Origin of the sequence: Alteromonas sp. K632G (assembly GCF_017653625.1) — a bacterium.
In the GTDB taxonomy this organism is placed as follows: domain Bacteria; phylum Pseudomonadota; class Gammaproteobacteria; order Enterobacterales; family Alteromonadaceae; genus Alteromonas; species Alteromonas naphthalenivorans.
The window spans coordinates 73194-99420 of sequence record NZ_JAGGDM010000002.1; the positions used below are offsets into that span (position 1 = coordinate 73194).

19 protein-coding genes and 1 pseudogene are annotated in these 26227 nt (G+C 43.2%); 3 read left to right on the forward strand and 17 right to left on the reverse strand.

Translation table 11 applies throughout. The features are described 5' to 3' along the window. Positions 1-56 precede the first annotated feature (56 nt). Entirely contained in the window at positions 57-737 is a 681-nt protein-coding gene (locus tag J5X92_RS03005) for a hypothetical protein (RefSeq protein ID WP_208804575.1), read from the forward strand. Positions 738-772: 35 nt separating this feature from the next. On the opposite strand, the gene J5X92_RS03010 is transcribed toward J5X92_RS03005, so the two are convergent. The 11 genes and pseudogenes from J5X92_RS03010 to glmU form a co-directional block, all read right to left on the reverse strand. Then, complete coding sequence (locus tag J5X92_RS03010) at positions 773-1444, reverse strand: hypothetical protein (protein WP_208804577.1); 672 nt, start codon at positions 1442-1444, stop codon at positions 773-775. 205 nt (positions 1445-1649) lie between these two features. Next, a pseudogene (locus tag J5X92_RS03015) lies at positions 1650-1964 on the reverse strand (transposase); the annotation flags it as partial. Between the two features lie 159 nt (positions 1965-2123). Beyond that, positions 2124-2420 (reverse strand): hypothetical protein, encoded by a 297-nt coding sequence (locus J5X92_RS03020; protein ID WP_208804579.1) that lies wholly within the window; start codon positions 2418-2420, stop codon positions 2124-2126. Between the two features lie 94 nt (positions 2421-2514). Continuing rightward, entirely contained in the window at positions 2515-5814 is a 3300-nt protein-coding gene (locus J5X92_RS03025; RefSeq protein WP_208804581.1) for an HsdR family type I site-specific deoxyribonuclease, read from the reverse strand. Between the two features lie 7 nt (positions 5815-5821). Then, positions 5822-7924 carry a hypothetical protein gene (locus J5X92_RS03030; RefSeq protein WP_208804583.1) on the reverse strand — a complete coding sequence of 701 codons (2103 nt, stop codon included), beginning with the start codon at positions 7922-7924 and terminating at the stop codon, positions 5822-5824. After that, positions 7914-8432, reverse strand: a complete 519-nt coding sequence (locus J5X92_RS03035; RefSeq protein WP_244360147.1) for an abortive infection family protein — start codon at positions 8430-8432, stop codon at positions 7914-7916. The genes J5X92_RS03030 and J5X92_RS03035 overlap by 11 nt, the downstream gene beginning before the upstream one ends. A gap of 163 nt (positions 8433-8595) precedes the next feature. Beyond that, positions 8596-10029, reverse strand: coding sequence for a restriction endonuclease subunit S (locus tag J5X92_RS03040; protein ID WP_208804586.1), 1434 nt, complete (start codon positions 10027-10029; stop codon positions 8596-8598). Further along, a complete protein-coding gene (locus J5X92_RS03045) occupies positions 10019-11611 on the reverse strand; it encodes a class I SAM-dependent DNA methyltransferase (RefSeq protein WP_208804587.1) in 1593 nt (530 codons plus the stop codon). Before J5X92_RS03045 ends, J5X92_RS03040 begins: the two co-directional genes overlap by 11 nt. Positions 11612-11858: 247 nt before the next feature. After that, a complete protein-coding gene (gene glmS / locus J5X92_RS03050) occupies positions 11859-13691 on the reverse strand; it encodes a glutamine--fructose-6-phosphate transaminase (isomerizing) (protein WP_208804588.1) in 1833 nt (610 codons plus the stop codon). Positions 13692-13693: 2 nt separating this feature from the next. Beyond that, positions 13694-14473, reverse strand: coding sequence for a DeoR family transcriptional regulator (locus J5X92_RS03055; protein WP_126874000.1), 780 nt, complete (start codon positions 14471-14473; stop codon positions 13694-13696). A gap of 245 nt (positions 14474-14718) precedes the next feature. Continuing rightward, complete coding sequence (gene glmU / locus J5X92_RS03060) at positions 14719-16077, reverse strand: bifunctional UDP-N-acetylglucosamine diphosphorylase/glucosamine-1-phosphate N-acetyltransferase GlmU (RefSeq protein ID WP_126873999.1); 1359 nt, start codon at positions 16075-16077, stop codon at positions 14719-14721. Positions 16078-16277: 200 nt separating this feature from the next. Here glmU and J5X92_RS03065 point away from each other — a divergent pair, with 200 nt between their 5' ends. Then, the gene (locus tag J5X92_RS03065) at positions 16278-17699 is read left to right on the forward strand and encodes a diguanylate cyclase (protein ID WP_126873998.1); all 1422 of its coding nucleotides are present in this window, start codon (positions 16278-16280) and stop codon (positions 17697-17699) included. Positions 17700-17854: 155 nt separating this feature from the next. Here J5X92_RS03065 and J5X92_RS03070 read toward each other — a convergent pair whose 3' ends face one another. Genes J5X92_RS03070 through J5X92_RS03080 form a run of 3 tightly spaced genes read right to left on the reverse strand, consistent with a single transcriptional unit; the run spans position 17855 to position 20672 of the window. Next, positions 17855-18745 carry a DMT family transporter gene (locus J5X92_RS03070; RefSeq protein WP_013786511.1) on the reverse strand — a complete coding sequence of 297 codons (891 nt, stop codon included), beginning with the start codon at positions 18743-18745 and terminating at the stop codon, positions 17855-17857. Beyond that, a complete protein-coding gene (locus tag J5X92_RS03075) occupies positions 18736-19221 on the reverse strand; it encodes a methylated-DNA--[protein]-cysteine S-methyltransferase (protein WP_126873997.1) in 486 nt (161 codons plus the stop codon). The genes J5X92_RS03070 and J5X92_RS03075 overlap by 10 nt, the downstream gene beginning before the upstream one ends. A gap of 38 nt (positions 19222-19259) precedes the next feature. After that, positions 19260-20672: an Ada metal-binding domain-containing protein gene (locus tag J5X92_RS03080; protein ID WP_208804589.1), complete on the reverse strand. Its 1413-nt coding sequence runs from the start codon at positions 20670-20672 to the stop codon at positions 19260-19262. Positions 20673-20878: 206 nt separating this feature from the next. On the opposite strand from J5X92_RS03080, the gene J5X92_RS03085 reads away from it, so the two are divergent. Next, a complete protein-coding gene (locus J5X92_RS03085) occupies positions 20879-22027 on the forward strand; it encodes a serine hydrolase domain-containing protein (protein ID WP_208804590.1) in 1149 nt (382 codons plus the stop codon). Positions 22028-22112: 85 nt separating this feature from the next. On the opposite strand, the gene speA is transcribed toward J5X92_RS03085, so the two are convergent. The 3 genes from speA to J5X92_RS03100 all read right to left on the reverse strand — a co-directional run bounded on the left by speA (position 22113) and on the right by J5X92_RS03100 (position 26218). Next, on the reverse strand, positions 22113-24023 hold the full coding sequence (speA, locus tag J5X92_RS03090; protein WP_013786515.1) for a biosynthetic arginine decarboxylase: 1911 nt from the start codon (positions 24021-24023) through the stop codon (positions 22113-22115). A 125-nt stretch (positions 24024-24148) separates the two neighbouring features. Next, entirely contained in the window at positions 24149-24589 is a 441-nt protein-coding gene (locus J5X92_RS03095) for an arginine decarboxylase (protein ID WP_208804591.1), read from the reverse strand. A 240-nt stretch (positions 24590-24829) separates the two neighbouring features. Continuing rightward, positions 24830-26218: an NAD(P)(+) transhydrogenase (Re/Si-specific) subunit beta gene (locus J5X92_RS03100; protein ID WP_013786517.1), complete on the reverse strand. Its 1389-nt coding sequence runs from the start codon at positions 26216-26218 to the stop codon at positions 24830-24832. Positions 26219-26227 lie beyond the last annotated feature (9 nt).

The window sequence follows — 26227 nt, forward strand, 5'->3', positions numbered from 1 at the left end:
TGCGCGCCTAGATTCAGTTCAAGCAAAAAATTGCGGTCAAAAGGAAAAGCCTTCACATGGTTCCATGGGTTAAATTAGGTACAGCTCAAATTCCAAATAATGGTGGTGAATTAACGTTTTCTCAGCGAGATGAAGAATTCAGTATTCGCCTATCTGGTATTCGTGGCGAGTTGATGAATAGCCGTGTGTACAACTCAGAAAAAGAGCTGTCTCAAATGGGCTGCGAGCATCTTAAATCCACACCTAACGCTCACGTTTTGGTAGGCGGTTTAGGGATGGGATACACCCTTGCAGCGGCGCTAAAAGCAGTGACGCCTAGTTCGCAAGTCACCGTGGCTGAGTTAATTCCTGAGGTGGTTGAATGGAACAAAGGACCACTGGGTAACTGCGCTAAGAACCCACTTCAAGACCCTAGAACGAATGTTAAAGTAGGTGATGTAAAACACCTTTTAAATACTAAAACACCCACCTACGACGCCATATTATTGGATGTAGACAATGGCCCTGAAGGGTTAACCCATTCTGACAATAATTGGATTTATTCAATCGATGGTTTAGAAGATATTTATGAAGTGCTAAAACCCAATGGCATGCTAGCCATATGGTCTGCTGGGCCTGATTACTTGTTTTCCGTTCGCTTAAAAAATGCAGGCTACGTAGTGAGTACTCGCATTGCCAGAGCACGCAAGGGTAAAGGAAGTAAGCACACCATATTCTTGGCTAAAAAGCCCGGTTAGCTCACTCATTTAATTAGCCCTTTAACTCGCCCTTTTTACTCGCCCTTTTTACTAAATCTGGCCCCATTATTTTTGATTTTACTCATTTGAATAAGTAAGCCGCCACGTGTCATTACACTGGCCCCATTAAGTAAAATAAGAGGCCAGGCGACAGCAAACGGCATGGTAAACGCGAACGCGAGTGTAGTGACATCTTTAATTAGAATACTGCGAAATAGAGTTGGCGATAGCGCGCCTATAATGCGACTGCGCCTTAGCACCATTATTTGGTGTAGCGTGCCTTGTACTAATAGCACGGTTACTACCAACATTAAGCTGTTAGCCCCGATTTTGGCCAGATTGGGGTAAGGCCGAAAACCTATAGAACAGAGCCCTATCACCAAAGCAACGGCACACAAACTGACGATAAAACCCGTTGAGATTGACCGCCTGTCTCGCCAAATCTGATAAAGGATTGCCAATATCAGAAGGAGCGCACCAAAGCGAGTCCACACGAGATAATGACTAAGCGGCTCTATCGCGATACCGAAAATAAAATTGGCATAAAACGCAAAAAAGCTTGAGGCAAACTGGTTTACCGACAAGCTTTGGGTAGCGGGCTGATGACTTTTGCGAAGCGCCTCTATATTAGCAATTTGCTTTGCTAACCCGTACCACGTCAGCAAAAAAGCGACTGCGCTCACGGTACCTAAAATATGGTACAACAAAAGAGTTCCCTTGTGCGTATACATTAATGTTTGAAACTATGCGAACCAAGGCTTTAAACAATACAAAAAATTGGTGAATCAAAGTTTGAAACTGAATAGACTAAAGTTTTGGCTCTTAACTGTACTGACAATTACTAAGAGAGTTTGCCGTAGCTTCATCACGAACCACCCTCGAGAGCCTGTAACAGATTCTGTGTAAATGCCATTAGTTAATATGCTTTTCGAGGCGTTCCTCGAACTCGATAATAAAACGACTCACCGCCTGACGCCAGTTTTGAATCGGCATCGACCATTTCTTACTGGCGCCTTTTATTGCCAAGTAAACCGTTTTTCTAGCGGAATCATCGCTTGGGAAGATTTTCCGTTTCTTGATAGCTTTGCGGATAACGCTGTTCAATGACTCAATGGCGTTGGTCGTGTAAATCGCCCTACGGATATCTTCAGGGTAGTTAAAAAAGGTGTTGAGATTATGCCAATGCGTACGCCACGACTTAGTAATTTGAGGATATTGGCCGTCCCATGTTTCAGCAGGCCTACAGGCGCTTCGTTCGCTAAGTCTAAATTGCTCAATCTGTAACCCTCCCCTTTATCGATCACATTTCAAGAGAGTTTTGTTGTTCTCAGATACAAGCTCTTTGAGTCGTTTTGCTTCATTGACTTCTAAACCTGCGTATTTGCTTCATTCATATGTAATGACTAAGTCTTCTATATAAGCTTTATCTGCTTCACTAAAGCCAAATCCAGGAGTAATAAAAACTGAATTAGCATTAAAAAATGAAACTAATCCTTCAAGGCCACTCTCAGCCAAATTAGTTTTTCCCCGCATAACATCTTTCATAGTACTAAGAACATTCAGGTCGAGAACAATTGACGTTTCAATTCTTCGTAAATTATTTAATGTCACCCACTCATTACTCAATTTAGGACTTTCATCACCTTTTCGAGATGGCTTAATAAATTTAGGTGCGTACGTCATATATATTATGAACTCTCTTTAAAAAAGTTATCAAAGGGCGAAATAAAACTGGCTACAAAAAACTGCAAAGGAGGAAAAGTCATATGTAATTTGGCTATTCGGCATTTTGCCTATTCTTCTTAAAATTCTCAGCCTGCATAAATATCTCTTGATACACCTCGTCTCGCGATACAGGCGGATATTTAAACTTAGCCAGTAACATAATCAGGTCGACTTTTAGCTCTGCTTTAATGTCATCGCGTTGACTCCAGTCGGTGTATTTGGCTTTGTCGTCTACTACTTCTTTTACTGCTCTGGCTAGCTCTAATAACTGGTCTTCTGGGTAGTTGAAGTCGTATTTTGCTGCCAAGCGTTTTAGGATGTCGTAAAAGGCTTTTTCTTCGAAGCTGATGTCTAAATCATCGTGTGCACCATATTCTTCGCGCAGGTCGTCCATCATTTTTATCAGCTCATCTGAAAAGTCTTCGAGTACGCCACTTACCAGTACATCGTCTTCTTTGCGTTCGTTGTATTTATCTACCAGTGCTTTAAAGCGCTGACTAAAGTCTATGCCTTGTGCCAAGTTCACTTTTTTCATGTCGCCAATGGCTTTGGCCAGCAGTTTTTGCAACATCATGATCTTGGTATTGGGTTGCTTCATTTTGCTGATTTTGTTGATGTAGTCTTCATCAAAAATGTCTATCTCGCCTTGGGAGTCATCCATTTTTAAAATTTCTTCTACGCCATCACTTTTAAGCGCTTCAGAAATCATTTCGCGGACTTTGGCGTTCATCTGGGCTGTGTCTGGAGCTTCACCTTTAGTTAGCTTGTATATGATCGAGCGAACAGCCAAGTAAAAATGGATTTTATCCCGCTCTAACTGGCTTAATTTTTCACTACCGCAGCAGATGTCATAGGCGGCCTTTAAACGTTTGACTAGCGCCATAAAGCGCTTTTCGCGCTTACCTAGTTGTAAAATAAATTCAGAGGCTTGATTCAAGCACTTAAGCTGTGCAAGTGGCTCGCCCGTAAAGTAGCTTGTGGAGTCAAAGGTATGAAACACATCGGCAAGCAATGCCAAATGGTCTTTAACAGTTACCACCGATTGATTGATGTCTTCGAAATTGGTTTCGTCGGTTTTACTAAATTGCGCCAAAGCTTTATTCATCGCCGATTTAATGCCGATGTAATCCACCACTAAGCCTTTGTGCTTGCCTGCAAACTTGCGATTTACCCGCGAGATAGTTTGAATAAGGTTGTGCTTTTGCAGCGGCTTATCGATGTAAATGGTATCCAAAAACGGTACATCAAAGCCTGTAAGCCACATATCCACTACTATGGCGATTTTAAAGTTGGAGTGCTCAATCTTAAATTGTCTGTCTAACTCTTTGCGATAGTCTTTGCTGCCAAGTAGATCAAACATTTCCTGTGGATCGTCTTTACCACGGGTGATCACCAGCTTCACCTGCTCTATTGGCATGCCAAACTTACCAGCTTTGATAGCAAGGGCTTTTTCATCAGCAGATAGTTTGTTCGCGTGCTCTGACTCTTTTACTTCAAACCACTCTGGGCGCAGCGCTTTTATCTCTAAATACAAGCCATAAGCAATATCGCGTGAGCTACACACGAACATGGCTTTACCGCAAATGGTAGTGCCTTCAGTAATACGGGTTTCGTAATGCTTCACAAAATCTACCGCCAGCGCCCGCAGACGATCCGGGTCGCCCAAAATAGAATTTATTTTGGTGGTAGCTTTTTTGCTTTCTTCTATTTGATGTTCGTTACTGCCGTCTTGCTCACATTTTTTGTAATAAGCTTCGATTTCATCCAGCTTGCTACTATTAAGCACTACTTTGGCGGCACGGCCTTCGTACACAATGCGCACAGTGATTTCGTCTTTCACCGATTCAGTCATGGTGTAGCTATCGACCACTTGCCCAAACACCTCTAAAGTGGCGTCTATGGGTGTTCCCGTAAAGCCAACATAAGTGGCATTGGGTAATGAATCATGCAAATACTTGGCAAAGCCATAGGTACGTTTTACGCCTTGTTCAGTGATACGTAGCTTTTGATCTAAGTTGATTTGGCTGCGATGGGCTTCGTCCGAAATACAAATTACATTGCAACGCTCAGTCAATAACTGGGTGTCTTCGGTAAATTTATGAATGGTAGTTAAAAACACCCCGCCGCTGTTACGGCCTTTAAGTAACTGGCGCAATTCAGCGCGGCTTTCCACGCTAACAATATGATCATCACCAATATAGGTTTTAGCATTCGCAAATTGATGAGCTAGCTGGTCGTCTAAATCGGTACGGTCTGTCACCAACACTATGGTAGGGCTTTCAAACTCCACACTTTTCATTAATAAGCGCGATAAAAACTGCATGGTAAAACTCTTACCACAGCCAGTAGCACCAAAGTAGGTGCCACCTTTGCCGTCACGTTTTTCATCATCTACACCAGCCACGCCTGCTGGTAACTTGCGATGCAGCTTTATGTTTTCAAATAATTTTCTAGCGGCGTAATACTGCGGATATCGGCAGGTGATTTTCACCTCACCTTTGGTTTTGTCAGGAAAGTAAATAAAGTTACGTAACACGTCACACAAACGGCTTTTATCAAACAGCCCCTGCAACATCGTATGCAGCGAATTAATGCCATCTTCGGCCATAGGTTCGTTACCCGTGACTTTTCGCCACGCATAATAAAAGTCGTAACCCGCAAACACAGTACCCATTTTATTGTTTACGCCATCACTAATCACGCACAGCGCATTAAACACAAACAACTGAGGAATATCACGGCGATAACGAGTTGTCAGCTGTACATAGGCATCATGAATGCTGGCCTGCTCTTCGCGTATGGCGCTTTTAAATTCAAACACCACCACTGGCAAACCATTAATATAGATAATGCCATCTGGAATTCGCTTAGGGTAATCAGGGTTCAAATTATCGATTTCGAGCTGGTTTACTACCTTATAGATATTGTTATCACTATAACCGGGGCTTACCTCTTGTACTTGGCCACCCACCAAAACCTCAGTCGGCTGCAAGGCACTGTGCACACCATCGTAATCAATCAGCTGAATATACAAATCTTTCTTGGAAGGTTGACCAGCCACCGCTTCACGCTTTAATAAAAAACCATCACTTAACCACTTACAAAAAGTTTTGTTGCTCTCGTATAAATCACTAGCAGGTAGGGTTTCGAGCTGTTTAACAATGTTATCAATTTCACCAGTTGTAATGTCGTCTTTGGCGTATTGGGTAAACAAGTACTGACGAAGATCATCCTTGATTAAAACCTCGTCGCCACTACTGCGCACTAATTGGTCACCCTTTAGGTAAGGATAGCCCTGCTCAGTTAAGAGTTGGATAATGGCTAATTCGAGCTTTTCTTCCGTGAATTTCATTAAATCCTTACTCAATCCCAAGCTTCTCTTTATAAACCTTAAGCCGTTGTTCCGCCCTATCTACAAAATCTTGATAGAATAAAATTTCTGAATATAGCTCCCCATACGCCTTACCAGTTTCAGGGTCTTCTAGCGAGTCTGTACTAAACCAGCCTTTATCGCTTGGGAATTTTTTATATCCTTTAAGGCGCAATGGTTTAACGGTATCGCCAATAAGGTAACCGTAAAACTTTTTAATCCTACCTTTTGATTTCGCTGCCAACAGGTGAGCATATTCCATCAAGTCACCCATGAAGTTATCCATTGATACACCGGGTGCTTTAAACTCAATAATAATCGCAGCTCCTTCTTGATTAAAAATCGCAATATCTGGTCTTTTTAGCTGGTTCTCACTCTCGTTTTTTTGAAATACCTCAGCAAGTGCAGCATCAATATCAGGTTCAAATAACCTTTCGTTATCGTTCCAAGGAATTGAAGAAAGAGGCTTATCAGAAGCTATATGTTCAAAGTAGTGATACTCTTCATTGAGCATCCATATATCGTGATCAATCTTATCGTTGCTATCTTTACCTGTAGGGAAAAAGATACTATGAATTATTTTTTCGTTTTCATTTCTGCCTTCACCAGATTGAACACTCAGTAACTTTTTGACTGCACAATTTAAAATTTCAATCATCGAAGAACGTCTGACGACAAGTTGCGAAAGATTTGCCATGTCCATCTTTTGAATTGTAGAAGTGTACTTCCAAGACATTTCGTTAACTTTATCCCTAAAGTCATCTTTTCGAGGGTCTATCTTCAGTAGTCCCTGCTTTAAGTCAAAAATAGCAGAAGTATCATCAACGATTTCTTCTTGGTATTTTTTCAACACTCGTTTAGCAATGTCATTGGCAGAGTCACCGTATTTAACCTTTACCCTCGTATCAGTAAGCATCTTGGCAGATATACCAAATTTAGTTCCTGTTGCCTTGATCAAAGCATCTCTGTCAAAATCGGTAGGAGCTAATAGATCTAATACATAATCTTCTATAGATTCGATAATGTCTTGCATTGTCGGGCCTGTAGAAATTAATTCGACATTGCTACTACATGAAACTGGGATATCAAAATTATCTCGTCTAACATTAACATTCTGTTCCAGATAATCACTCTCAATTAAAACTAAATAAAATTTCCCGTTTATTGAATTCTTTCGATCTTTTGGTACTTTTAAGAATGTTTTGGTTAATGATTTTACAATTGAAGAGTTAGCACAAAGCGCAACATCGTGCTCAAATCCAGCAAATTCGCCCTCTAAAAATTCATATGTACTGATAGTGAGTTTAAGCTCTCCGTTTATTCCATCATTGCCGTGGCTACATACAATAGGTATATCAGGTAGAGGCAATTTTTTAGGCAGGTCATGTGCCGTTATTCGTTGAACTGGTTGTTGTTCCCCAAATAACGTAGTACACAACTCAATGCTAAAATCGCCAATAACTTCTTTTAAAGCAATTAACCTTTGAAGAAAGGTTATAAACACATGGTGCTTAAGATTTGCAGCAGAAAACTCATAAGGTAAATTTTTAGACCCAAAATGTTTTTTGATAGCTTGTTCAGACAGCACGGTCAAAGAAACAAGTGTTTTAATTTCTTCGTTTGATGCGTCTTCTAATTTGAATGACGCCTCTGATATTTCCTTAGTGTTACTTGCGACATCAAGAGTTCGAAGCTTAGAAACACCACCTGCATCAAAAACGCTTTTAATGTTTAATTTGTCAAAAAAGTGAAAGTACTGAACCCGACCTGAACCAAAACACTTGCCGATACCTTTGATTTTGAGATCATCTTTGAATGTAGAATCTTTAGTTACAAACGCCTTAACTTGATTGTCACCAAGCCCAGCTCCGTTGTCTTCACAGGTAATTTTTAAGCCAATTGCATCATCTGACACTAAGTCAATAGCGTATAATTCTATGTCAAAACGAATTGCTAAAGCAGGTATATCTGAATTGACATCCTTTCTAATTAAATAGGAATCTATTGCATTCGAAATAAGTTCTTCAAATACAACAAAGCGATTGTCACTGATTCTAGTCGTTTTCTTACTGCCACGAATATCAAGAGTCATATTGTTCTCCCTCTACTTCACCTTCTTCGTTAGCCATGTATTGAATTAGCATTTCTTGATAGGCTGATATATCTTGCTCATAGAGAACCTGACTAGCTGTATATCTGAAAACAGTATCTTCGCCTACGACTATTTCATAGTCTTCACCTTGTTCATCTAACCAGTCATTAAACTCAGAAAAATCTTGGTAGTTAATTCTCGTGGCTCTTTCAGGGACAATGGTGTTTTTATGTTTCGAATATACCAGAGCCGCTAACCCGTCAACGGAAGACATCACGAAATCGGCACTCGATGCATCTATTGGATTTTCGTGATAACCGTCATCACCATGCGAGGCTGCACCAAAGTTATTCCTTAACTCAGCCACTACATTAACCAATGAACCTGCAAGCCTACCTATTAAGTTGTTTGCAGTGTCGTTGTGATTAAAAGGCACCTCATCTTTAACTTTTCTAAACAGCGGATAAAATTCACTAGGAAGCTCTTCTTCTCCAACTCGATCGTTCAAGATAGTTTTAAATATTGATTCCAGAAAAGCTTTGGACACGTCCAGACAGAGAGGAACGTCCTGTCTTAAGACTGCCGCTTCTAGTCTTTCTTTGTGTTCGACTAAATGTATAGCACTTGGGTCTGCACTTAATGCTCGTGAACTTAAGCGAAGAGGCGCTGAATTATCTTCCATAATGAACCTCAGTAAGTGATATTTCACCTGAAACAAGTTTTGGTAATAAGTAATCTCTTGTTTCAGTTAATGAATTGGTTTGCTTGATATTCTCAGTAATCTTGTCATAGTTCGTTTTGGCTATTAATGTGAAAGCATTAATTACTGGTTTTGAAGGAACAACAAGCTTAATACCTCTAAACGTCTTTTTACTGATTTCAGCAAAAGTTGTCCCGCCAGAAATACCTTTGATTTCGTCCATAATTGAATCTAAAAACAGCATCGTATATTCAGGCGTTAAGTCCTTTTCACACTGTAAGGCAATATAACCCTGATTAATTGCCAAAGGCACTTTTGCCAATGCCAAGTACCCCACAGGCGCCCTAGACGACATCAATACTGTATCAACGGGTAATAAACCAGAAGTTATTTTGGCTAATCCTGCTTCAGTAATTTTGCGGCTAGTATCAAGTAAAATTTTTGAATCAATACCAGATAAGTCTTTTGGTGATGTCCAGTGAATATCACCTCCATCCCAAAAGTCAGGATTTTTTGTACTAGGTGTTGAGCCACCTTTGATAACTAACTCGGCATCTGTACTTGAAACTCTCCAGCCTTTAGGTATCCAGCCTGCGATGCCAATACTTGCTTCATCCGTTTGTTCAAATTCGATTGGGAATAATGCGCGGATATCATCAGAAAGCGGTTTGCAATTTTTTTCAGGAGACGCAGCTAGCTCCTGTGCTTGCTTGCGCTGTTCAGCTTTGTATTGCAGAGCTTCAGGAATATCGTTGCCAGCGGCAAGGGCGTTGTCGATAACAGGATCAAAATCAACAAACCAACTTTTGAATATCGCCTGCGCGATTTGTTCTAGGGTTTTGCTAACTCTGCCACTATTGGCTAACTTTTCATCCAATATACGGAGCGTTTTGCCAATTTTAGCTTGCGCTAACTTACTTTTGGGACCTCTGAATTTGTACTCGCCTATCTTTTTTACTGGTACTCGCGCTTGATTCGCACTTCCTTGAGCAACGTTTACGATATAATTTGAGAAATTTTTATCTCTCAAAACATAGTACAAAAAGTCCTCATCTATTGCTTCCGTAGGTAATATACAACAAGTGTTTTGATTCTGAATGGAACCTTCGGCTTCATCAGGCACTCTTATTACTTTCCCTACAACTGAAGACCAATTTGGAGGCCATGAACCAACAGTTGCAATCAATGTATCTTTCTTTTTCAGCAAATGGGATGTCCACTTTACTGCGTGTTCAGCATCAACTTTTGTAAATTCAGAGATATCAACAGAGTCTAGAGTGAAATTTGAGACTTTAACCAGCGGCACTGCATCTTCTGCCTCGCTAAAATATTCTTGTTTTATTCCTGCACCATTGCGAAGTGATGTAACTTCACCAAGTACGAATTCATCCCAATCATTTTCCATAACCTAGCCCCTCTAGGGTTAGACAAATAGCTTTGTCTAACCCTTCTGCTTGTTCCATTTGACTATAAAGGGTTTGGCTTAGCTCTTTCATTTTGACTTCAAAAGGGACACCATCATCTGCCATATCGGCTGCGCCAACATAGCGCCCCGGCGTGAGCGCATAATCGTTGGCTTTAATGTCGTCTAAAGTCGCTGATTTGCAGTAGCCCGCAATATCTTCGTAAGCGCCAACTTTGTCTTTCTCTTGATTAGGAGAACGCCAAGCATGGTATGTTTGGACAATGTTGGCAATGTCATCGGTGGTGAGTTCTTTGTTTACACGGCTGACCATGCTACCCATTTCACGAGCATCAATAAACAGAGTTTCACCTTGGCGATTGCGTCTTTTGGCAATGTCTTCGCTGGCATCTACGGCTTTTTTGTTTTTACTAATAAACCATAAACATACGGGTATTTGAGTGGTGTAAAACAACTGGCCGGGCAAGGCAATCATGCAATCGACTAAATCTTTTTCGATAATCTTTTTGCGGATTTCGCCTTCACCACTGGTGTTGGAACTCATAGAGCCGTTGGCCAAAACAAATCCGGCTGTGCCATGCTCGCTAAGCTTAGAAATTATATGCATGATCCACGCATAGTTAGCATTACCTGTTGGCGGCACATCAAAGCCTGCCCAACGGGGGTCATCTACTAATTCGTTTTCACCGCGCCATTGCTTTTGGTTAAAGGGCGGATTGGCCATAATAAAGTCGGCTTTTAAGTCGGGATGCTGATCTTTAAAAAAGGTGTCTCCTGCGACTTCGCCTAAGTTTGCCGAGATACCGCGCACCGCAAGGTTCATCTTGGCCAGTTTGTAGGTGGTGTTAGTGTATTCTTGCCCGTAAATAGATACGTCTCGTTTATTACCTCTGTGGCTGTCGATAAATTTTAGCGACTGCACAAACATACCGCCACTTCCGCAACAGGGATCGTAGATCTTGCCTTTATAAGGTTCAATCATTTCGGCTATTAGACTAACAACCGACTTAGGCGTGTAGAATTCACCTCCGCCTTTGCCTTCGCTGGCAGCAAACTTCCCTAAAAAGTATTCATACACTCGGCCAACTAAGTCTTCTTCACTCATGTCGCATTCGTTAGCAGCAGTGTCGATGTTATTAATAGTATCAATCAGCGAGGCAAGCTTGCTGGTAACCAAGCCTAAGCGGGTAAAGTAATTGTCGGGCAATGCGCCTTTGAGTGACGGATTGTTCTTTTCTACCGTATGTAGAGCAGTATCAATTTTTAGCGCAATATCGTCTTGCTTCATGTGCTTTTGAATATAAGACCAACGTGCTTGTTCAGGCAAAAAGAACACATTGTCTTTGGTGTAAAATTCGACTTGCTCAACATAATCATCCATACCTAGATCAATCAAGCTTTTACGTTGGGCTTCAAATTTGTCGCTGATGAATTTTAAGAAGATAAGACTGAGTACTACATGTTTGTACTCAGAAGATTCGACACTGCCGCGTAGTTTGTTGGCGGTATCCCATAAATGCTGCTCGAAACTGGTAGTTGATGATGATTTTGTGTTTTTAGCCATGTACTTCCATACCCCGTGAGCGAAACAAGTTGCTCAATTTCTTATTGTTTTAACAAATAATCCTTTTGAGCAATGTTCCACTATTTTATTGATTTGAGCAACCATACCGATTAAAAGTGCAAAACCCGCAGAACTGCGGGTTAATGTTATTAGCTTAGTTTCAAACTTTAATGTCTAGTTTCAAACTTTAATATCCAGTTTCAAACATTAATACACTCGCACACATTCCTCAGCCGCTTATAGAGAACTACTCCACAGTAACCGACTTCGCCAAGTTACGAGGCTGGTCCACATCCGTGCCTTTAATTAACGCTACGTAGTACGACAACAACTGTAGCGGCAAGGTATAGATGATAGGAGCAATAGGCGCTTCACAGTGTGGCACGTTGATTACGCGCATGGTGTCATCACCTTTGAACGCGGCGTCTTTATCAGCGAACACATACATAATGCCGCCACGAGCGCGTACTTCTTCTACATTCGATTTAAGCTTTTCTAGCAATTCGTTATTAGGCGCAACCACAATAACCGGCATTTCATCATCGATAAGTGCCAATGGCCCATGCTTTAATTCGCCTGATGCATAGGCTTCTGCGTGAATATACGAAATCTCTTTTAGCTTAAGCGCGCCTTCCATCGCAATCGGGTATTGATCGCCACGGCCTAAGAATAAACTGTGTTGTTTATCGGCAAATTCTTCGGCTAAATCTTCAATACCTTGAGTAATGGTAAGGGTTTCTTCTAGCTTGGCGGGCAAGCTTTGAAGTGCACTAATAATATCTTGCGTGTCACTCTCTGCCATACCGTTTTTCTCACCTAACGCTAGGGTTAGCATTAAGAATGCAGTTAACTGGGTAGTGAAGGCTTTGGTTGATGCCACACCAATTTCGGCGCCTGCACGGGTCATAAAGGCTAAATCTGATTCGCGCACTAGCGATGAGCCTGGTACGTTACAAATAGCTAAACTTGCGCTATACCCAATTTCTTTGGCTAAACGTAGTGCCGCTAAAGTATCGGCTGTTTCGCCCGACTGTGAAATAGTAATAAGCAGGCTATTTGGGTGTACTACCGATTTGCGGTAACGAAACTCAGAGGCAATTTCGATATTACACGACACATTGGCGTATTGTTCTAACCAGTAGCGGGCGGTCATACCGGAATGATAGCTGGTACCACAGGCTACAATTTGCACATGTTTAATTTTACTAAAAATATCATCGGCACCGTTTCCAAACACATCTGCCGCTAATCCATTTTCGGTTAGTCTGTCTTTTAGTGTGTTACGCACCACTACTGGCTGCTCGTGAATTTCTTTGAGCATATAGTGGCGATAGGCGCCTTTGTCGCCGGCGTCGTGTTCAACGTTCGACTCTATAATTTCACGTTCAACGGCATTACCGTCTTTGTCATAAATAGCAATGGTGCGGCGAGTAATATCGGCAACATCGCCCTCTTCTAAAAAGATAAAACGGCGTGTAACGGGTAACAGTGCCATTTGATCAGACGCAACAAAGTTTTCGCCTAGCCCTAAACCAATTACTAGCGGGCTACCAGAGCGCGCTACGACCATACGGCCTGCATCTTCTTTATCGATAACTACAGTGCCGTACGCGCCATGGAAGGTTTTTACTGAACTCTGTACTGCTGCCAATAGGTCTTTGCCAACATCTAGCGCTTCGTGAACGGTATGTGCAATAGTTTCGGTATCAGTGTCGCTGCTAAACACATAGCCTTTTGCTGAAAGCTGTTCGCGTAGCGTTTGGTAGTTTTCAATAATACCGTTGTGCACTACTGCAACGCGGTCGCTAGAGAAATGAGGGTGGGCATTGGCTACAGTAACACCGCCATGGGTAGCCCAGCGAGTATGTGCAATACCGGTAGTCCCTAACGCTTCATCGTTAGCAATAATATCGACGAGCTCTTGTACCTTGCCGGTACTTCTTATGCGATTTAGTGTGCCGTCTTGCTGCAACAAGGCCACGCCTGAAGAGTCGTAACCACGATATTCAAGTCGCTTTAAGCCTTCTAATAGAATTTCAACAACGTTACGCTCGCCAACAGCACCGACAATTCCACACATAATTACTCTCCGTTTTGCGCAGCGACCAGCACCGTTACGCCTTGTTGTTCAATTAGATTTATATCTTTGTCGCTAATGCCATTATCAGTCACCAGCGTAGAAATATTTTCCCAGCCCAATTCTAAATTGGGCATTTTGTTCGAAAGCTTATTTGACGTTGCCATTACAACAACCTCATGGGCAGCACGTGCCATGGCGCGAGTAAGCCCTGTTAATTCATTAAAGGTAGTCGTTCCGCGACTTACATCAATACCCGCCGCGCCAATAAACGCCATATCAAAACTATATGCCGAGACTAATTGTTCGGCCATTGCACCTTGGAATGAACGAGATGCCGAGTCCCAGGTACCACCTGTCATTAATATAGTGGGTTCGTTATTGCTTTTGGTCAGCTGACTCGCTGCATCTAAGGCATTGGTCATCACTACCAGATTGGGTATGTCACGAAGGCAAGGTAAAAGCGCTGCGATAGTACTGCCGCAATCTAATACTATTTTTGAGCCTTGTTGAATGCGACTAGCAGCAAGCTTACCTATATTCTGTTTTATCGATGAAGGTAAATTCACTACATTGGTTTCGCCTTGAGAAGCAGGCAATGGCGCGGCACCGCCAAATTGGCGAATAAGCTTTTTTTGGTCTGCCAAGGCGGCTAAATCTTTTCGGATGGTCACTTCAGATGTGCTGAACTGGGCCGCGAGGAATTCAACTTGCGCGTAGCCGTGAGTATTTACCCATTTAATAATGCCAGCGCGGCGCTGATCTACAGAACGACTCGTTTTCAAACTCAACCCCGATATGACGAAAAGCACAGTGCTTTTTCTACAGCATCCCTAAATCATAACTTTCAAAACGAAAGTTATGATTTACAAAGTGAAAGAAATGTAAGCTATTCGACTTTATTTCGCAAGTTTTTTGCACAACTTTTATAAAGAGGCGAACGAGGGTAGAAACAAGTGGGCACAAAAAAGGACAACCTTAGTTGTCCTTCCATTAAGTGGTAAAAAGCCCTAAAGCTATTGCATACTCGCTATTTTTTAGTCGGGCGGGGCCAGTTCGCGATATTACGCTGCTTGCCTCGTGCTACTGCTAATGCCGCACTCTCTACTTCGGTGGTAATGACTGAGCCAGCACCTACCGTGGCATTGTCACCAATCGTTACGGGAGCCACTAACGAAGAATTAGAGCCCACGAAGGCATTCTGACCTATAACGGTTTTAGATTTATTCACGCCGTCATAGTTACAAGTAATAGTGCCAGCACCAATATTGGCATTAGCGCCCACTTCCGCATCACCTAGGTAAGTAAGGTGATTAACCTTCGCACCTTCACCTAGCACGGTTTTCTTCATTTCCACGAAGTTACCCACTTTAGATTTTGCATGCATAACAGCGCCAGGGCGCAAGCGGCCAAATGGCCCTACCGTGCAGCTTTCACCTACGATGGCTTCTTCGATAATAGAATTTGCCTCAATGACTGCGTTGTCTGCAATTTCACAATTTTTCAAAACGCAGTTTGGCCCGATCGTCACGTTATTACCTAAAATAACGTTACCCTCTACCACCGCATTAATATCAATGGTCACGTCCTGCCCTGTGGTTAGCGTGCCTCTTAAATCAAAACGCAGAGGGTCGGCCAATGCCACGCCATTGGTCATTAATTCGTTCGCTTGGCGAAGTTGTAATGCGCGTTCTAGATGTGCTAATTGAATGCGGTTATTTACGCCTTCAACCTCAACCACTTCTTGGGGTTGTGCTGATTGAATACGCTTGCCTTCATTAGCTGCCATTTCAATGACATCAGTAAGGTAATATTCACCTTGTGCGTTGCTATTGCTTAACGCGCCCAACCAACGTTTTAAATCGCTTCCGGCCATCATCATCATGCCCGTATTGATTTCACAAATTTGCTTTTGCGCATCGGTGGCATCTTTGTGCTCAACAATGGCGGTAATGTTGTCGTCTTGACGAATAATTCGACCCATACCTGTTGGGTCGTCTAATTCAACGGTTAGCAGGGCTAGATCACACTCGGCTTTTACGGCTTTTAGTTGAGCCAAGGTTTCTTGACGTATAAGAGGGGCATCGCCAACTAGCACAAGCACATCTTCATCATCGTTAATGTGAGGCGCGGCTTGCTGCACCGCATGACCAGTGCCTAACTGCTCTTCTTGCAAACACCAGTTTAAGTTTTCGCCCGTTAGTGTAGCCTTTAGCTTGTCGCCTCCATGACCATAAACTAAATGGATACTATCAGCCTCTAAGGCTTGAACGGTGTTGATAATACGTTGCACCATGGGCACTCCGCCCACTTTGTGAAGTACTTTTGGTAACGAAGACTTCATGCGTGTGCCTTTACCCGCGGCTAAAACTACCACTGAAAATGCCATGCTATTCCTTTACGTAAATCTAGAAGACGAATTTTGCGCTTAGTGTATCTAAGCCGTGATTATATGTCAGCGATTGATTTTTTAAGGGTTATTCTTAAGTCTAGATCTACGTTGAACAACCTAGCAGTTCATTAAATCAACGGGTATACTTTACCTTTCAACTGAATTGGATAGTAGCAGCAAAGGAGCTTGCGTAGTCAGTGAATACTTTTCGAACACTTCACCGAAGTATATTGGTGCTGTTTGCGGTCGTGGTTTTAGCGATTGTTACCCTAGTACATTTTAGTATTTCTAAGATTGTAGCGGAACAAAGCAGAGCGCAGCAACAATCACTATCGCCAGCGGTGTCTCTTATTGTCGAGCAGTTATTAAAGCCACTTCATACGTCTGAAGCATTAGGGCATTCCACTGAATTAGTCACCCTAATGGAAGGTGATGAGGTTGACGAGGCCGCGATATTTAACACCCTAAACCGTCTTGAAAGAGAGTTTGGTTTATCCTTCTTTATTGCCAGCGAAAGCGCCAAACGACAATATAATTCCGATGGTACCACCATCGATTTAATTGAAGGCGAAGTCAGTTGGTATTTTAAGTACCGTGATGGACCTCAGGATGCAGTGGCAGATATTGGTAAATGGGAAGACACCCATTTTTATATCGACCTTAAGGTCTTTGATGACGATGGCCGGTTTCTGGGCTTCTTTGGCATAGGTAAAAGCTTGCGCAGCTTCATTAATGTCTTCGATTCTTACAAAGAGCAGTACGGCTACGACTTTCTTTTTGTCGATGAAAAGGGAGACATCATGCTGTCTTCCGATCCTTCTCTTGTAGCCTCGTACTCTGATTTCACCAACCTTTCAGAGCTACCTTGGTATGCCAGCCTTCCGATTACGGTGCAAGACGAGCAAGCCCTTAATAACAAGTTAGTGACTATCGATCAAAAAGACTTTTTGATTGCCGAAGTTAAATTAAACCAGTTCGGATGGACGGTATTTTTACTAAGTCCTTTAGAAGATAGGCAGACCGAAATATCGCAAGCCTTCATTTTCAGTGTAGTAACATTGTTAGTGGTTGTTTTCTCACTCTTTTTGCTTATTTATAACTTACTTTATTATTTCAGACGAGACATGCAGCCCGACTTAATTGTGCGCCATGCTAATCGTTTGCCCGACCGCACCAACCTAGAGCTTATCTATCAATCGCTGTTAAAAGAGCAGCGCTCTATTAGCGTGATTTTAATCAGCGTAGACGACTTTGGGCACATTATTGATGCACATGGCCGAAATGCGGGCGATGATGTGTTAGATAAGGTTGTGGCGTATCTTTCTGATCACTTACGTGAGCAAGATGTGCTAGGTCGCTGGAGCAGTGAAGAGTTTATTGTATTGCTACCTCAAACAGGCCCGCATGAAGCCTTCGATACTGCACAAAACTTGCGTCATGGCATTGCCACATTAACGCCGTTAAGTGAGTCGCCGCAGCTTCAATTAACCGCCTCCCTGGGTGTATCTTTCACTGCTACCACTCGTAGCATGAATGAAGTTACTGCCCATGCAGAAGATGCCTTGTATCAGGCGAAAAGAGATGGTCACAATTTAGTGCGTATGCAGCTTATCGAATAGGTAAGCTGCTAAATTTAGATTTGAAATTTAACGTACAGATTTCAATATATAACGCTTAGCATCACCACACGTATTAGCTGTACTTAATTGTATTAAGCTGTATTTGTTATACTGAGGTGATGCCTACGCTCTTCTTAACTGGGCAAATAAATTGCTTATGCCGTTTTAGCCGCTCTGCTACGTTTTATTATGCCTATCACACCAGTGGTGAGTGCCACACCCGTTAATATCATTACCCCACCAATAATGGTTTGTAACGACAAGTGTTCTTGCAAAAACAATACACCCCAAATAATGCCAAATAGCGGCACCATGTAAGCCACAGAAATCGCTTTTGCTGGGCCCACATTGGCAATCAATTTGAAATACAGAATGTAAGCAATAGCGGTACCTAGAATGGCCAGCGCTACAGCATTTAGCCATGCATTAGCACTTGGCATCGTAGCTGGTAATGTACTTAACGCGAACGGCGCTAACATAATAGATGCCATCGCTTGGCTTCCTGTCGCCACCACTAAAGGCCGCACGCCTTGCAGCCATCGTTTCATCATGCTGGCCGCAATGCCGTAGCAGGTAGTAGCAAGTAAAGCGGTTAGAATAGGCACAAAGCTAATATCACCTTCCCCTAGCTTTTGCTGGCTAATAACCGTTACCCCTAAAAACCCGAGCGCTAAGCCTGCTATAGCAGTAGGAGTAAGTTTATCGCCCAGCCATAGCCACGCAACCAGCGCGCCAAACATTGGCGCAGTAGCGTTCAAAATGGCATTAACCCCAGCCTCTAAATGCAAACTACTGTAATTGAACAACACAAAGGGCACGGCCGTATTCGCTAGCCCTACCAGGGCAATGGGAAACCAATGCTTGAAAATTTGGCTCACGCCACCGGTCATCATCAAAATAGGCAGTAACACACTGGTAGCCAGTACGGTACGAATGGCAACCAATACATAAATACCAAACTCAGGCGCCGCCACACGCATAAAGATAAATGAACCGCCCCAAATAGACGCTAACAATAACAGTGCAGCAATATCTCTTAAGCCCATAATACGCCTTGCGCTCCTTCTAATTTTAATAAGTATTGCTTGCGTTCAAGCCCACCTGCGTATCCCGTTAAGGTTTTATTGCTTCCAATAACTCGGTGACAGGGTACCACTATCGCTATAGGGTTGCGCCCGTTGGCCATGCCCACGGCACGAACTGCTTTTGGATTATTCAGCTTATTGGCAATGTCTGCATAACTGGCGGTTTCACCATACGGTATATCACATAGCGCCTTCCATACCCCTTGCTGAAACGCAGTGCCTTTAGCATCAAAGGGTAAGTCGAATTGGGTGAGGCTTCCATTAAAATAATCTGCTAGCTGCACTTTGGCCGCTTCAGTGAAATCATTACTGGTAGTGCCACCGTCAACGTTACCATTAACGCTATCTACAAAGGCAATCGCACTAATTCCTTTGCTAGTTGCCGCTATTTCAATAAGCCCTTGTGGTGAATCAAGGTAGCTTTTGCATACTGTCATGACTAATTCCTACTGATAGATTTATACCCAACAACACGCTAACTATTACTTAACTGCCACAACTGTAGTGTTAAGTAACTTTGCCATGGCGCCGCCTTTTGCGGCAACACCGGATATTTCTCGGCCATTTTTCTTACAATAAGGTCGCCAGCCAAGTACACATCAGGGTTACGTTCACCTCGCATCTTAAGGTAATCTAAGGTCCATTGACCAACCCCTTTGATTGACAATATTTCATCATGAGTTGGCTGGTTACCGTTACAAAACAACGCCGCAAAATCACGAAGCGCAAGCTTACGGGCATTAGGCATGCGCAAAAAAGTTAACTCACTATTGGCAACCGCTTCGGGTTCAGGAAAACAATAATGTTGGTTTTGCTCGACGGGTTCCTCAGTGCCTACTGCCCCTAAATGCTGTGCAAGCAGCCCTGCTTGATTAATCGCGGCTTTCACACTGACTTGCTGCCCAACAATCGCTCTGCACCCACTTTCAAATACAGTCCATGTACCAGGAAGCCGCAACCCTTTAGTAAGAAGGTTATCAGGCAAGCCCGCTGCTAATAGCGATTTTTCTATTAACTCTGGGGCTGCATGTAAATCGAGCAGCTGCTTGATTTGTTCAACCGTTTTATACACGTAAGACAAATTTGGCAAACGCATTTTCACATCGAAGCCATTTGCGCTCTCGTTGAAAGTTGCGCTAATAAACCCCAATTCTCCCTTAACGCTGATATAACGGCAGTAGGTATCTTCACACACCTCTTCTACGCCACGAATAGCGCGCAAAGCAAGAAATTCACGTACTTGCTGCCAGTGGTAAGGTGGCCTGAAGTGCAACCTAAGAGATATTTCAGGCAAAGCAGTATGGCGTTTGCTTCGTAATTCGGTAGGCGTTTTTTTGCAATAGGTTTGCACTGCTCGCTGAAGCTGCCTTGTAGAAGCATATCCGGCGCTAAACGCGATGTCAGTAAGCTTCATGGTAGATTGTTGCAGTAGCTGCTTAGCAAACAGCACCCTTTGTAAATCTTGATATTGTTTGGGCGACAACCCCGTATGCGACACCATGAGTTTATTTAAGTAACGCTCACTAATACCCAACCGGCTCGAAATGGTGGAAATAGACTGCACGGGTATATCACTTAATAGCGTTAGCGCTCTTGTTACCGTTGTGCCTACCCCTAACCACGCAAAAGAAGAGGGTGCGCTGTCGGGCCTGCATCGTAAACAGGGACGAAAGCCATCGCTCATGGCTTTAGCAGCGTGGTTATAGTAGGCCACGTTCTTTTCATCTGGCAATTTGGCAGGGCAAATCGGCCGACAAAATATGCCCGTGGTTTTCACCGCCACAAAAAAGCGACCATCGAAACGGGCATCTCTACTTACCCTAGCTTTAGCGTAAGTATCGTGGTGCTCATTGTCTACATGCGCTGAATCTTTTATGTCAGTGTTCATACTATGGCTCGGGTTAATGTGCGGGTTTAAACAGTTACTGCGTTATTAAGATTTAATTGTATCCTGTTCCCCTTACAAGGGTGCGACAAAATCGGAACTGACAGTAAAATTTCAGTAGAGTTGATAATCGCCACTAGCAACCGCATAATGGCGTAAAAATAATAGTGCCTGCCACCTTTGGGGTGCGCCCTTACTGAGCCCAATTCATGTTGCAAACCACGCGCAATTTAGTAACGCGCCTGATTAAAATTAGCCTATTCTTTTTCACGCTTATCGTGACACTTCCCGCATTAAGCGCCGATTGGCTTTCTGATTATGCCAACTATGTGCAGCGCGAGGCCGCAAAATATAATGTGCCCGGCTATACCTTTGTTTATTACGAGCAAGGCAAGGCGCCAAAAGTGTATGTCTATGGCAGAACGCACAAAGGGGGAAAGCGCATTACTGAAGACACGGTTTTTCGCCTAGCTTCGGTATCAAAAACTTTCACCGCACTACTCTCTGCCAAACTTGTTGAGCAACAACGCTTACGTTGGGACACCCCCATTTCCACCCTATTGCCTGATATTCCTTTCGATGTGGACGGTATGGAAACATTGCAGCTTCAGCATATTGTGGGGCAATCTAGCGGTTTTATGCCCAATGCCTACGACAACTTAATTGAAGCTGATTACTCGCTGCAGCGGGTGTTAACCTCATTAAGTAAACTCGAGCCCTTGTGCGTGCCTGGCGAGTGTTACACCTACCAAAATGCACTTTTTGGTGCGCTCGAATATTACCTTACGAACAACTATTCGTCTTATTCTAGGGAAATACAAACTCAGCTGTTTACGCCACTAGGCATGAATACCGCTAGCGTAGGAAAAGGCGGATTACTTGCTTCTGGGTCTTGGGCTCGCCCACACATTGCTATTGCCAGAGACAGATGGCGGGAAGGCGCTGTAGAGAGCAACTATTATCGCTTTTCGCCTGCAGCCGGGGTGAACGCCAGCATTACCGACATGACCATTTACTTGCAAGCATTGCTGGGCGAATTCCCTACGGTGATCTCACCCGACATGATTGAGGAAGTCACCACACCACGGGTTAAAACCCAGCGCGAAACTAGGCGCAGAGGTTGGCGAAAAATGCTAAAAGACGCCCATTACGGACTAGGCTGGCGAGTTTATGATTTTGACGGCAAGCGCATTAACTACCATGGAGGCTGGGTAAAAGGGTATCGTGCTGATGTGGCGTTTGCGCCCGATTATAAAACCGGATATGTGATGCTGATGAATGCCGAATCGAATATGATCAATTCCACAACGGCTGAGTTTTGGAAGCGTTATTTTAAACAAGCAGAGGCTAAGGAATAGGCTGGCACTTAACACTCGTTTTCTCTATTACGAATACGAATTTTAAGCGCCACCGTGTGTTTGTTCTTACGTTAACCCGCCGAAATTACGGCTTTAAGTAGGTATAACCGCTTAAGCAATTTTCGTAAAAATCGGTCCAGCGAACACCTTCTTTCGGGTTAATTTTCCCACCTGATACTTGTCTGTCGATAAGACGTTTCACATCAGATGCCATAGCTCGCGGGTTGTATTGCATAATGTTGAGAACATCTTCAACTGAAGAGCCTTTCACCACTTCTTCAATGTAAAAATCTTCTGGATCGTCATCGTAGCTAAAGATGTGAACTTCATTCAAGCGACCAAACAAGTTGTGCATGTCACCCATTACGTCCTGATACGCGCCAGTTAAGAACAAGCCAATATAATAAGGCTCATCTTTCTTAAGCGGGTGCATCGGCAATACATCGGTAATTTCACGGCCTATCGAAAACTGATCAATTTTGCCGTCACTGTCACAGGTAATATCAACCAATGAGCAGTTTACCGTAGGCTTTTCGTTCATGCGCGTAAGCGGCACTACGGGAAGCAGTTGGTCGATGGCCCATGTATCCGCAGCCGACTGAAATACCGAGAAGTTACACAAGTATTGCGAAGACAAGCTGTAATCTAACTCTTGCAGTTCTTCAGGTACGTATTCTTCTTTGCGATACCATACTTGCAAACGCGCCATGATATCCCAGTAAAGGGTTTCAATTTTCGCCAGTTCTTCCAACGACAATACGCGTAATTTAAAGGCACCGAGTGCTTGTTCTTTATATTGCGACGCATCGTTGTACACTTCGTGCATATTAGTTTGATTCTCGAAATCGTCTGACAACTCACGCATATTTTTCAAAAATACGTGTTCGTTTTCATTTTCAGACGTGTCGATTTGAGCCGCATTCGACTTAATTTCGCCTACTATCTCTGTTACTACACAACTGTGGTGTGCAGTGATAGCTCGGCCACTTTCACTCACTAAGTTTGGATGCGGTACGCCTTCTAGGTCGCACATCTCTTTCATGCCGTAAACCACATCGGCAACGTATTCTTGCATGCTGTAGTTACGAGAAGACTCGTTAGTAGAGTTACTACCATCGTAATCAATACCTAAGCCGCCACCTACATCAACATAATCTAGTGGAAAGCCCATCTTGTGCAAATCTGCATAAATACGCGCGCCTTCGGTCATGGCCTCTTTTACTGCACGAATATCGGTAAGCTGACTACCAATGTGGAAATGCAATAATTTAAGGCAATGCGACATACCTTGTTCTTCAAGATAACGGGCAGTTTTAATAATTTCGGTAATGGTAAGGCCAAACTTAGCGCGTTCGCCACCAGAGCTTTCCCATTTACCACGGCCTTTCACCGTCATTTTAGCGCGTACGCCGATAATAGGGTCTATGTTCAGTTCTTTAGACACTTTTACTAACAGCAGTAGTTCACTGTACTTTTCAACCACAACGACTATTTTGCGACCAAGCTTTCTACCTAATAATGCTAGGCGCATAAACTCGTCGTCTTTATAACCGTTTAGGATGGTCAAAGAATCTTCGTTGGTGTTCATGGCAAGTACGGTAAGCAGCTCGGCTTTGGAGCCAGCCTCTAAACCATAGTTAAAAGGTGCGCCCGCCTCTACAATTTCTTCTACCACTTCACGCATCTGGTTTACTTTTACCGGATACACGCCTTGGTAAAGTCCTTTATACTCAGCTTCTTCAATAGAGCTGCGAAAGGCTTTGTTCAGACTAGCGACCTGAGAACGTAAGATGTCGTGAAAACGAACCACTACAGGGAATTGAACCCCTTCTTTTCGAATCTCTTCAACAACCGATTTAAAATCGATGCGAATACTGGGATCATCAGGAACTGGAGTCACATGCACGTTACCATTTTCACCAACTTGAAAATAGCCGCCACCCCATTGAGACACGCCATAGACGCGCTCTGCTTCTTCAATGCTCCAATCTGACAATGTAGTCACCTTTTAAAAACTATGCTGAACGCTGCTGTTCAGAAATTAATGCGAAATAGTGCGGTATTATAGACAACGTATAAAGTGGCGCTACGTAAAATATCGATTGTCTCGACTAATTTTGTTTATCGACAGATTTGCTCATCGAAATCGTGGCGTGTAGCCCACTCAATGATGTGCGCTTTTGCTTCATCGTCAAATATAGGGTCTATAGTTTTAAGGAACGCACCCGTGTTCTTGGTACGCTTTAATTTGAAATTTTGCTCATTAAAGAACTTAGCGGCGATATGTTCGGCATTTGTTGTCTCGTCCTCAAGCCACACTTCGCTTCTTTGATTACGCCTATCGAGTTGAATAGGGGCTTTCATTCGAGCAAAAGCCACAGAGTCTGGTACTTCCCATGTACGCATATCTACTATGATATCAAAGGCTCGACCTCTCCTAGCGTTGAGCGTATCGCCTAGTGCTGCTAGATACTGAATATTAGTGCTCATATCCCAGCGCCCGCGCAGTGTTACCAAAATAAGATCTTGAAACACTTCAATGTGATAATGCTGTTTTGACATCTGACTAACTGCAATCCCTTTAAAAAACTCGACAAAAGTAGCATGTGCAATGGTAAAGGTGATTATTGTCGTTGTACAAGAAATGTCTCATCTTTTTAGCAGAAAAAAATGGTGCAGGCTGATAGGTGAATTTAATAGGAAATAATAAAAATACAAAGAAACAAAAACTTAGGTATAAGAACTATCACTGGGTAGAAAAAGTGGCAGGCAGTTTTATACCTGCCACTGATATTTTATACCTTAATCGTCACCAAACTCTCTCACGATGCTGTTAATTGTTTCTTTTGCATCGCCCAATACCATACGGGTATTGTCTTTAAAGAAGAGCGGGTTATCTACCCCTGCAAAACCAGCATTAGCAGAGCGCTTGAGCACAAATACGGTTTTAGCGCGATACGCTTCAATAACCGGCATACCGTAAATTGGGCTACCTTTCATTTCTTTTGCGGCAGGGTTCACCACATCGTTAGCCCCAATAACAATCACCACGTCGTAGTTTTCCATACGCGGGTTAACATCATCCATTTCATACAGTTGGTCATATGGAACATCGGCTTCTGCTAGCAGTACATTCATATGGCCCGGCATACGCCCCGCTACCGCGTGAATGGCATAGTCTACCGTGCATCCGTTCTCTTCCAATAGTGACTGCATTTCACGTACTGCGTGCTGCGCTTGTGCTACTGCCATACCATAACCAGGTACTACCAATACCGACTGCGCCGCTTCTAATACATAAAATGCATCTTGGGCAGACAAAATCTTAATTTCGCCCTCAATTTTTTCACCCGCTTCCACCGGCTTCGAAAACCCAGACAACAACACATTCATTAGTGAACGGTTCATCGCCTTACACATAATGTTAGTGAGAATAAGACCTGAAGCACCTACCAGTAGGCCAGTAACAATCAAAATAGTGTTGCCGGTTGCTAAACCTGCCGCCGTAGCCGCTACCCCTGAATAACTATTCAACAAGGCAATAACCACTGGCATATCGGCGCCACCAATTGAGATGGTTGCCCACAGGCCGAAGCTTAGCGCCAGTGCAATCGCGCAGTACAGCCATAGAGTATTTTGAGGTTCAGTGGTAAATAAGTACCCTACCACCAGCATCGCAATTAGATGCAGTACGCTAAGCTCGCGAAGACCAGTAAAAATCACGGCTTTAGATGACATTTTGCCTGACAACTTACCCCAAGCTACCACGGAGCCAGAGAAAGTTACGCCCCCCACTAAAATCGTGAAGAACAAGGTAATGTACGTAAACGCAGTAGCAGTTTGAAGTGCCACCATGCTCATGCCAGACAATGTAGCCCAACCCAGCAATAATGAGGCTGCTCCACCAAATCCGTTAAACAACGAGACCATTTCTGGCATGGCTGTCATTTCAACCGATTTGGCTTTCCACGCCCCAAAGGCACCACCAATAACAACACCTAAAATAATCCATTGGTACGTGATTATTTGTTGGTCGAGCAAAGTCACTACAACGGCAATCAACATACCTACAGCAGAGACAAAGTTACCTCGTTTTGCTGTATCTGGATGGCTAAGCAATTTTAGCCCTAAAATAAATAACGCTGCGGCTACAACGTACGCAAGATTGATTATGGTTTCGATATCATTCACTTGCATACT